At 41.8% G+C, this 9,720-nt stretch carries 11 protein-coding genes; all 11 read left to right on the top strand.

The genetic code is table 11. From position 1 onward, the window contains the following. Window positions 1–209: 209 nt before the first annotated feature. On the top strand, window positions 210–389 hold the full coding sequence (gene rpmF / locus PSU78_RS04820) for a 50S ribosomal protein L32 (RefSeq protein WP_013148030.1): 180 nt from the start codon (window positions 210–212) through the stop codon (window positions 387–389). 184 nt (window positions 390–573) lie between these two features. Further along, window positions 574–1,629, top strand: a complete 1,056-nt coding sequence (gene plsX / locus PSU78_RS04815; protein ID WP_300385062.1) for a phosphate acyltransferase PlsX — start codon at window positions 574–576, stop codon at window positions 1,627–1,629. After that, window positions 1,626–2,576, top strand: coding sequence for a beta-ketoacyl-ACP synthase III (locus tag PSU78_RS04810; protein WP_300385059.1), 951 nt, complete (start codon window positions 1,626–1,628; stop codon window positions 2,574–2,576). Before plsX ends, PSU78_RS04810 begins: the two co-directional genes overlap by 4 nt. 51 nt (window positions 2,577–2,627) lie before the next feature. Beyond that, window positions 2,628–3,554, top strand: coding sequence for an ACP S-malonyltransferase (gene fabD, locus PSU78_RS04805; protein WP_300385056.1), 927 nt, complete (start codon window positions 2,628–2,630; stop codon window positions 3,552–3,554). Window positions 3,555–3,611: 57 nt separating this feature from the next. After that, window positions 3,612–4,352, top strand: a complete 741-nt coding sequence (fabG, locus tag PSU78_RS04800) for a 3-oxoacyl-ACP reductase FabG (protein ID WP_300385053.1) — start codon at window positions 3,612–3,614, stop codon at window positions 4,350–4,352. Window positions 4,353–4,461: 109 nt separating this feature from the next. Beyond that, complete coding sequence (gene acpP / locus PSU78_RS04795; RefSeq protein ID WP_300385050.1) at window positions 4,462–4,698, top strand: acyl carrier protein; 237 nt, start codon at window positions 4,462–4,464, stop codon at window positions 4,696–4,698. Between the two features lie 125 nt (window positions 4,699–4,823). Then, a complete protein-coding gene (gene fabF / locus PSU78_RS04790) occupies window positions 4,824–6,068 on the top strand; it encodes a beta-ketoacyl-ACP synthase II (protein WP_300385047.1) in 1,245 nt (414 codons plus the stop codon). A 144-nt stretch (window positions 6,069–6,212) separates the two neighbouring features. Continuing rightward, window positions 6,213–7,037: an aminodeoxychorismate lyase gene (gene pabC / locus PSU78_RS04785; RefSeq protein ID WP_300385045.1), complete on the top strand. Its 825-nt coding sequence runs from the start codon at window positions 6,213–6,215 to the stop codon at window positions 7,035–7,037. Beyond that, on the top strand, window positions 7,034–8,029 hold the full coding sequence (mltG, locus tag PSU78_RS04780) for an endolytic transglycosylase MltG (RefSeq protein ID WP_300385042.1): 996 nt from the start codon (window positions 7,034–7,036) through the stop codon (window positions 8,027–8,029). The genes pabC and mltG overlap by 4 nt, the downstream gene beginning before the upstream one ends. Window positions 8,030–8,058: 29 nt before the next feature. Then, window positions 8,059–8,664 carry a dTMP kinase gene (gene tmk / locus PSU78_RS04775; protein ID WP_300385068.1) on the top strand — a complete coding sequence of 202 codons (606 nt, stop codon included), beginning with the start codon at window positions 8,059–8,061 and terminating at the stop codon, window positions 8,662–8,664. Window positions 8,665–8,678: 14 nt separating this feature from the next. Continuing rightward, window positions 8,679–9,683, top strand: coding sequence for a DNA polymerase III subunit delta' (holB, locus tag PSU78_RS04770; protein WP_300385039.1), 1,005 nt, complete (start codon window positions 8,679–8,681; stop codon window positions 9,681–9,683). Window positions 9,684–9,720: the final 37 nt, after the last annotated feature.

Here is a 9,720-nt window from a genome sequence, read left to right as displayed (position 1 = left end):
ATTGCATCACTATCTAACATGGTGCGATTAAATCGTATTTTTAGAGGTGCCCTAAACACATATTAAAAGCTGACAAAAGCTAGGTTTTATATTATAGTAGCGGGCTTGAAGTTTTACGTAATCTTAAATTAGCGATGCAAAGTAATTATTCGCGCATCAGTTTGTATGTAATTGAGATGATGTTTTAATCATTTTATTGGAGTTTTATTATGGCAGTTCAGCAAAACAAAAAGTCACCATCTAAACGCGGTATGCACCGTTCACACGACTTTTTAACCAACCCAGCTTTAGCAGTGGAGCCTACAACAGGTGAAGCTCATTTACGTCATCACATTAGCCCAAACGGCTATTACCGTGGTCGTAAAGTTATGCCATCAAAAGGCGAGTAATTTCACTATTTGATTTTTATTTAGTCTCGTTTTAGATTAAATTAAAAGATAAATTTGTTAAATAGTGCATTAATATCATTGACGCCGCTCCAGTACTGGTGCGGCGTTGGTGTATGCGTGGCGCAAATGAATTTTAAATTCAATATACTAAGCGCATTTAGCCCCTTAAAAACTGAGTAAAGCTATGGATATAACTGTCGCAATTGACGCAATGGGTGGTGATCACGGCCCACATGTCACAATTCCAGCAGCGCTTAAAGCGCTTCAAGATGATGACCAGCTTAATATCGTATTGGTTGGTTTAAGTGATGCTATAGAAGCCGAGTTGAAAGCACGTAAAGCAACGACAAGTTCACGCTTACGCATTCATCATGCTAGCGAAGTCGTTGCTATGGATGAGCAGCCTCAGAGTGCGCTAAAAAATAAAAAAGACTCTTCCATGCGCGTTGCCATTAATTTGGTTAAAAGCGGTGAAGCGTCAGCTTGTGTGAGTGCTGGCAATACAGGCGCTTTGATGGCAACGGCACGTTTCGTGTTAAAAACCTTGCCAGGTATTGATAGGCCAGCTATTGCAGGTATATTCCCTAGTCAAAAAGGCAAGACTTATATACTGGATTTAGGTGCGAATGCTGATTGCACACCTGAACAATTACTGCAATTTGCTGTCATGGGAAGTATGTTGGTTTCTTGCGTGGAGCATAAAGAAAAGCCCACAGTAGGTTTGCTAAATATTGGCTCTGAAGATATTAAAGGCAATGAGGTTGTTAAGCAAACGGGTGAGCTGTTGCGCAAAAGCCACCTCAACTTTTATGGCAACGTAGAAGGCAATGACATTTTCAAAGGTACGACTGATGTGGTTGTTTGTGATGGCTTTGTTGGTAATATTACGTTAAAAGCAGCTGAAGGCTTGGCGCAAATGATGGGGCGTTTTCTTTCACAAGAATTTAAACGTAACTGGCTCACTAAATTAATGGGCTTGGTTGCAATGCCCGTATTAAAAGCTTTTAAAAACCGTATGGATCCGCGCAATTATAACGGCGCGAGTTTTTTAGGTTTACGTGGTATTGTGGTGAAAAGTCATGGTGGAGCAGATAGCCTTGCATTTTTAAATGCCATTCATACTGCCGTTGAAGAATCTCGCAGTGGCGTTCTCAAGCGCATTACTGAACAATTAGAAATTGAGCATATACAATCACAACAGATTGCTTTCGCTAATACAAATAGCTCGGACAACGAATGACGAATTCCAGAATTGCAGGAACAGGGAGCTATCTCCCAAAAAAAATACTCACCAATGCTGATTTAGAAAGCATGGTTGATACTACAGACGAGTGGATTTTTTCACGCACAGGTATTCGTGAGCGCCATATTGTTGCAGATGATGAGTTTACCAGCGATTTAGCATTGCATGCTTCAAGAAATGCCATTGAAGCGGCTGGTATTCAGGCTAGCGATATTGATTTGATTATTGTCGCCACGACAACGCCTGATAAGATTTTCCCTAGTACTGCGGTGATATTGCAAAATAAACTTGGCATTGCGGGTTGTCCTGCATTTGATATTCAAGCTGTTTGCAGTGGCTTTGTTTACGCAATTGCCACAGCCGATAACTTTATAAAATCTAGCGCTGCTAAATGCGCTTTAGTGATTGGTGCGGAAGCATTCTCACGGATAGTTGACTGGACTAATCGTGGCAATTGCATTTTGTGGGGCGATGGCGCTGGTGCGGTCATTTTGCAAGCCAGTGATGAGCAGGGTATTATTTCTACACATTTGCACGCAGATGGAAGTTATGAAAAAATGTTGCATGTGCCTCGCAGCGAAGATCCAAATGGTCGCGATACCGTTGTGATGGAAGGCAATGGCGTGTTTAAGGTTGCAGTCAACACGTTAGATGCTATCGTGGATGAAACGCTAGAAGCGAATGGCATGCAAAAATCTGATATTGATTGGTTGGTACCGCATCAAGCCAATATTCGTATTTTACAAGCGACTGCCAAAAAACTAGATATGAGCATGGATAATGTAGTGGTCACCGTGGATAAACACGGTAATACATCGGCTGCCTCTATACCGTTAGCACTAGACACGGCCGTTCGTGATGGACGTATTAAACGTGGCGAAACCATTTTAATGGAAGCTTTTGGCGGCGGCTTTACTTGGGGTTCAGCCTTAATTAAGTATTAAATTGTCGCTATATAAAATAATTAGTAACCACATAATTAGCAGTAAAAATCTATGAATAAATTTGCATTTCTATTTCCTGGTCAAGGCTCTCAATCCGTTGGTATGATGAATGGTTTTGGCGAGTCAGCCATTATTCGCGATACGTTTGCTGAAGCCTCTGACATTCTAGGTCTTAATTTCTGGACCATGGCTACCGAGCCTAATGAAGCCATTAACGAAACAACTAATACTCAGCCTATTATGCTGATTGCTGGGATTGCTACATGGCGCGCGTGGCAAGCCTCTGCTGATAAGCTCCCAAGTGTGTTGGCTGGTCACAGTCTTGGTGAATTTACGGCTTTGGTTGCATCTGGTGCTTTATCATTTGCTGATGCACTTCCCTTAGTGCGTTACCGTGCAGAGGTGATGCAAAGCGCAGTGCCTGCGGGTGTTGGTGCAATGGCGGCAATACTCGGTTTGGATGACGCTATGGTGCGTGAAGTCTGTGCAGACGCCGCGCAAAATGAAGTGCTAGAAGCGGTAAACTTTAATTCGCCAGGTCAAGTGGTCATTGCTGGCAATAAAGCAGCAGTAGAGCGTGGCATGGAGCTAGCAAAAGCGAAGGGCGCTAAACGTGCTTTACCATTGCCTGTAAGCGTACCGTCTCATTGTGCACTGATGAAACCAGCTGCAGTAAAGTTTACAGAATACTTGAAAAATGTAACGGTCAATGCGCCACAAATCTCAGTCATACAAAATGCAGATGTTGCAGCCTACCAAGATGCCGAAAAAATAAAAGATGCGTTAGTTCGTCAACTATATAGCCCAGTGCGCTGGGTCGAAACAGTGCAAGCTATTCATGCACAAGGCATTACACAGGCTGCCGAGTGTGGTCCAGGTAAAGTTTTAGCTGGCCTAACCAAGCGTATCGTAGCTGAATTGCCATGCGTAGCACTGACCAATAATGAGGCTTTAAATGAGTTTCAAAGCCAACTTTAAGATAGATTGATTCAATAGCTTGATTACAGAAAAATATAATTTAAACAAAGGGTTAACATGTTAACTGGACAAATTGCTTTAGTTACTGGTGCAAGCCGTGGCATTGGTGCTGCCATTGCGCAAGCGCTAGGCGAACAAGGTGCTATCGTTATTGGAACAGCAACTTCAGAAAATGGAGCAACTTCAATCAGCAATACTTTTGCCAGCGCAAATATCAAAGGCGAAGGCATGGCGTTAAATGTCAATGATGCTGCACAGGTAGCAGCGACATTAAAAACTATCGGTGAAAAATATGGTGATGTGAGCATTTTAGTGAATAATGCGGGCATTACTCGTGATACGCTGTTGATGCGCATGAAGGATGAAGATTGGGATGATGTCATCAGCACGAATTTAACGTCAGTTTTCCGCATGAGCCAAGCGGTACTGCGCCCAATGATGAAAGCACGTACAGGACGTATTATCAGCATTTCATCTGTAGTAGGTCATATGGGCAATGCTGGCCAAACGAATTACGCAGCGGCAAAAGCTGGTATGACAGGCTTTACCAAGTCATTAGCTGCAGAAGTTGGCAGCCGAGGCATTACTGTGAATTGTGTCGCGCCAGGCTTTATTGATACTGACATGACGGCTGAATTGCCTGAAGAAGTGACAGCTAAAATGCTTGCGCGCATTCCAGCAGGGCGCTTGGGTAATGTTAAAGAGATTGCCGCTACCGTAGCATTTCTTGCCTCACCAAATGCAGCTTATATTACGGGTGAAACAATTCATGTAAATGGCGGCATGTTAATGGTGTAAAAGTTTTTTTATATTCTGCTTGAGTTTTGGTAGAATATCGTCTTAGCTGTACTATATTTTTATATATAGATTCTATATATAGCTATTTTTTAATTAAAGGGGTATTTAGATGTCTGACATCGAACAACGTGTTAAAAAAATTGTTACTGAGCAACTTGGTGCAAATGAAGCTGATGTGAAAAACGCATCATCATTTGTAGATGATTTAGGTGCAGATTCGCTCGATACCGTTGAGCTTGTAATGGCACTAGAAGAAGAATTTGACTGTGAAATTCCTGATGAAGAAGCAGAAAAAATCACTACAGTTCAACTAGCGATTGATTACATCAATACGAACTTAAAATAAATTCATATAGGCGTTAGCCACTGGTACCAGTGGCTAATTCCTTGCAATTGCTGCAAAACCCAGAAATCATTTAACAATTTTTTGTAAAAGGTTTCTGGGTTAATCATTTCTAAGAGACTTTTCTTATGTCTAATGCTACAAATAAACGTCGCGTCGTTGTCACTGGCCTTGGTGTAGTTTCACCGGTCGGTATTGGTGTTAAAACTGCTTGGGATAATATTATTGCTGGTAAATCTGGCATTACACAAATTACCAAATTTGATGCTAGCGCCTTTTCTTCAACCATTGCCGGTGAAGTAAAAAACTTTAATGCTGAAGATTTTATTTCAGCAAAAGACGCTAGGCGCATGGATACATTCATTCAATTCGGCTTAGCCGCCGGAATTGAGGCGTTTAAAGATTCAGGTCTTGAAGTCACAGAAGAAAATGCTGAGCGTATCGGCGTTTCTATTGGTTCTGGCATTGGCGGTATGCAATTTATTGAAGATACTGACATTCTTTATCAAGAGTCAGGCCCACGCAAAATCTCACCATTCTTTATTCCTGGCACCATTATCAATATGATTTCAGGTAATTTATCGATTATGTTCGGCCTAAAAGGCCCTAATGTAGCGATTGTAACGGCCTGTACAACAGGTACGCACTCCATTGGCGATGCTTCACGCATGATTGAATATGGCGATGCAGATGTAATGATTGCAGGCGGTGCAGAAGCCGCTATTACCCGTTTAAGTGTTGGTGGCTTTGCAGCTTCACGGGCGTTATCTACACGTAATGACGACCCTGCAACCGCTAGCCGACCTTGGGATAAAGACCGTGACGGTTTTGTTATTGGTGAGGGTGCTGGTGTTTTGGTGCTTGAAGAGTATGAGCATGCCAAAGCACGTGGTGCTAGAATCTATGCTGAACTAAGCGGTTATGGCATGAGTGCAGATGCTTATCATATGACCGCTCCCAACATGGATGGGCCACGTAGATCAATGCGTAATGCCATGAATAACGCTGGTATTGACCCTAGTGAAGTTCAATTTATCAATGCGCATGGCACATCTACACCATTAGGCGACTCTAACGAAACCAATGCGATTAAAGCGGCATTTGGTGATCACTCTAAAAAACTAGTTGTTAACTCAACTAAATCAATGACAGGTCATTTGCTTGGCGGTGCTGGAGGTTTGGAATCAGTATTTACTGTACTGTCTATCTACAACCAAGTATCCCCGCCAACTATCAATATCTTTAATCAAGATCCAGAGTGTGACTTAGACTATTGCGCAAATACAGCACGCGACATGAAAATCACTTATGCATTAAAGAATAACTTTGGCTTTGGTGGTACGAACGGTAGCTTGGTGTTTAAAAAGATCTAACTACAGTTTTTAGCCGTTTCGATTCCTTTTTGAAACAATAATGAGCCTGCGACCTTTATTTCGCAGGCTTTTTAATTCCCACAGACTCATGGTGAGCTAGCTTCTACTATGTAATTGGCGGTTGCTATGGTTTAATTACGGCTTATGAATCATAAAAATACTTATATGATTAATGGTGACTTTACCCAAAGAATTTCACCATTAGATCGTGGTTTTGCTTATGGCGATGGCGTTTTTCGTACAATGTTAATGCGCAATGGTCAGCCTGATCATTGGCCATTACATTATCAGAAATTGGTGGCAGATTGCGCAGTGATTGGTATTGTTTGCCCAAGTGCAGAGCTTTTGATGAGCGACATTCAACAGTTGTTTTCAGTGACTGAAAATCAACCAGAAGTCTCTAAAATCATCATCACTAGAGGTGAGGGTGCTCGTGGTTATGCACCGCCAGCGATTACCAATCCAACACGCGTTGTTATTAAATCAGCAATGCCTAAATATACGCCGGATATTTTCATAAAAGGTGTCGATTTACATCAATGTGAAACACGTTTGCCTGAACAGAATAAGCTTGCTGGCATCAAACATCTCAATCGACTGGAGAATGTTTTAGCACGCATGGAGTGGAATGATGAGAATTTATTTGATGGCCTAATGTTAGACCAGCAAAGCAATGTCATTGAATGCACGATGAGCAATGTTTTCGCACGTTTTGATGATGTATTAATCACTCCAGACTTAAGTGCCTGTGGAGTTGCAGGTATCACAAGGCAACGTATTATTTGGCTTGCTAGTATGCTCGGTTTAAAGGCCGAGATTAAGTCGCTACCGTTTACCAAAATGGCTCTGGCAGATGAAGTTATTATCTGCAATAGTTTATATGGTGCGTTGGCTGTGAGTAAAATTGGCCACAAAAAATTTCCTGTACAAAATTTAGCTAAAAATATAAGAGATGCATTGAAGGCATGATTAAACGAATAAAAAAGTGGTTGTTTTTAAGCTTATTGGGCACCGTGGCGTTGGCTGGCTGGTTGGCTTATTATGCAGTGACTTCACTAAAACTACAGCCCAATAGCCAAGAAATTACTATTCAACCTAAAAGTGGCCTAAAAAGTATTGCTAATCAGTTAGTGCAGCAGGGCGTATTAACGGAGCCTTGGCGATTCATCATTATTGCAAAAGTATTACACAAAGAATCTTACTTGCAAGCGGGTGACTACACTTTAAATAGAAACGTAACGCCTTATCAATTATTGCTTTCGCTAAATCATGGCAAGGCAACACAAGGTAGCGTAACATTTATTGAAGGGCGTACATTTTCGCAAATGCGTAGTAAGCTTGAAAAAAATGATACAGTAAAACAAACTATTAGCGTGCTTTCTGAATCTGAAATATTAAAGAAAGTTGGATCTGAATACACGGTCGCAGAAGGTTTGTTTTTTCCAGATACCTACTATTTTGATCGTAATACAATGGATACTGTTATTCTGCAACGCAGTTATGATGCGATGAAAAGTAAGCTCGATGATGCTTGGAATAAGCGTGCTGCAGGATTGCCATACAAAAATAGTTATCAAGCATTGATTATGGCGTCTATCGTCGAAAAGGAAACTGGCAAGGCGGCTGAGCGACCAATGATTGCAGGGGTGTTTATCAATAGAATGCGTATAGGCATGCGACTGCAAACTGACCCTACCGTTATTTATGGCATGGGTGCGCAATATAAAGGTAACATCCGCAAGAAAGATTTAATCGCGGACACGCCTTATAATACCTACACACGCAACGGCTTGCCGCCTACGCCGATTGCTATGCCTGGCTTGGCTTCTATTGAAGCGGCTTTGCACCCAGCCAGTACTAAAGCCTTGTATTTTGTGGGTAAAGGCGATGGCAGTCATGCGTTTTCAAATAGCTTGGAAGAACATAACCGAGCGGTAGTGAAATATCAATTAAAAAAATAACGGTAATTATGACTAATACCAATCAACGAATTAAACCTAAATTTATCACTTTAGAGGGCATGGATGGCGCGGGGAAAAGCACGCATATTGCTAGCATTATTGCTTCTCTAGAGGCTCGTGGACATGAGGTAGTTTCTACTAGAGAGCCAGGCGGAACTGCTTTAGGTGAGAGATTACGTGAGCTTTTACTGCATGAAAACATGCATGCTGAAACTGAAACTTTATTAATGTTTGCTGCAAGGCGTGAGCATATTGCTAGCGTGATAGCGCCAGCATTGTCACGAGGTGCTTACGTGCTGTCCGACCGTTTTACTGATGCCACCTATGCATATCAGTGTGGTGCAAAGGGTGTTGATGTGCATAAAATTCAACTTTTAGAAAAATGGGTGCAGGGCGATTTGCAGCCGGATGTCACGCTATTGTTTGATGTACCCGTTGAGGTGAGCATACAAAGGCTAGCCAATGCGCGCGAGCCAGATAAATTTGAACGTGAAAATGCAGATTTCTTTACTCGTATTAGAAATGCATATTTGCAGCGTGCTAAAGAAAATCCAGCAAGATTTAGAGTGATTGATGCTAATAGACCGTTGGAAGAAGTTAAACAATTAGTTGAAGATGTAATTTCAATGTTATGATTTATATAGAATAAATGACTTCAAATTTTAAAGTTTATCCTTGGCAAACTAAAGCTTGGCAGCTCGTTAATCAAGATGACAAGCGCAGAGCGCATGCCTTGTTATTGTACGGCCGAGCTGGTATCGGTAAATATGATTTCGCCCGAGAGCTTAGCCAGTCGCTTTTATGTGCGCATCAAGATGATCTAGGGCATGCTTGCGGTGCTTGCTCGAGTTGTAATTGGTTTAAAGAAGAAAGTCACCCAGATTTTCGCCTTTTGAGTCCAGAGCAAGAGTCTGAGGCGGATGAAGAGGGTGCTGTTGCAAAGAAAACCAAGAAGAAAACACAAATTTCTGTTGCGCAGATTCGTGATTTAAGCGACTTTTTAAGTATGTCTAGCCACCGTAGTGATGGCGCGCGTATCGTGCTTATTCATCCTGCTGAAGCACTTAATTTAGCTTCAGCCAATGCGCTACTTAAAATGCTTGAAGAGCCTGCAGAAGGCGTTATTTTCATTCTCGTGGCGCATCAATTGCAGCGCTTATTACCCACTATTATCAGCCGTTGTCAAAAAATAAACATGCCTATGCCTACTGATACGCAAGCACTAGCCTGGCTTAGCGAACAAGGCGTGCAAAACGCTAAAGAGCAGCTCGCTTACTTAGATGGCTCGCCAATTAAAGTATTTAATGAACAATTGCAATTCTCGCAATTAACTGAAATATGGCGACTATTAGCGCTTGGTAGCAAATTGCAGCCACATGTTGCTGCCCCCACCTTAATTGCCAGCTCAGTGGAATCAGGCATCATTGCATTGCAAAAATGGATTTATGATATTGTTGCAATGCGATTGTCGCGCCAAGTGCGCTACCATGCAATGCATACCAAAGCTTTGCAAGCGTTAGCGGACAAGGTAAACTTGAGTAGCTTATTCCAATTACAAAAGAAAATTGAAGCGCTGCGTAAATTAGCACTGCATCCTTTGAATCATGAATTGCAAATGGAAAGCTTGCTTCTTGAATACACTCGAATTTTTTAGTTATACATTCAAATAAGCTTTTAGTTACACTCAGAAC

The sequence above is a fragment of the Methylotenera sp. genome (genome assembly GCF_029945705.1).
Lineage (GTDB): Bacteria > Pseudomonadota > Gammaproteobacteria > Burkholderiales > Methylophilaceae > Methylotenera.
This window is presented reverse-complemented; position numbering and strand designations above follow the sequence as displayed.

What these genes read in the sequence shown, in the direction of transcription:
- fabD (WP_300385056.1), top strand. Translation starts at nt 2,628, where the DNA reads ATGAATAAATTTGCATTTCTATTTCCTGGTCAAGGCTCTCAATCCGTT.
- mltG (WP_300385042.1), top strand. Translation starts at nt 7,034, where the DNA reads ATGATTAAACGAATAAAAAAGTGGTTGTTTTTAAGCTTATTGGGCACC.
- plsX (WP_300385062.1), top strand. Translation starts at nt 574, where the DNA reads ATGGATATAACTGTCGCAATTGACGCAATGGGTGGTGATCACGGCCCA.
- PSU78_RS04810 (WP_300385059.1), top strand. Translation starts at nt 1,626, where the DNA reads ATGACGAATTCCAGAATTGCAGGAACAGGGAGCTATCTCCCAAAAAAA.
- acpP (WP_300385050.1), top strand. Translation starts at nt 4,462, where the DNA reads ATGTCTGACATCGAACAACGTGTTAAAAAAATTGTTACTGAGCAACTT.
- rpmF (WP_013148030.1), top strand. Translation starts at nt 210, where the DNA reads ATGGCAGTTCAGCAAAACAAAAAGTCACCATCTAAACGCGGTATGCAC.
- pabC (WP_300385045.1), top strand. Translation starts at nt 6,213, where the DNA reads ATGAATCATAAAAATACTTATATGATTAATGGTGACTTTACCCAAAGA.
- fabG (WP_300385053.1), top strand. Translation starts at nt 3,612, where the DNA reads ATGTTAACTGGACAAATTGCTTTAGTTACTGGTGCAAGCCGTGGCATT.
- fabF (WP_300385047.1), top strand. Translation starts at nt 4,824, where the DNA reads ATGTCTAATGCTACAAATAAACGTCGCGTCGTTGTCACTGGCCTTGGT.
- holB (WP_300385039.1), top strand. Translation starts at nt 8,679, where the DNA reads ATGACTTCAAATTTTAAAGTTTATCCTTGGCAAACTAAAGCTTGGCAG.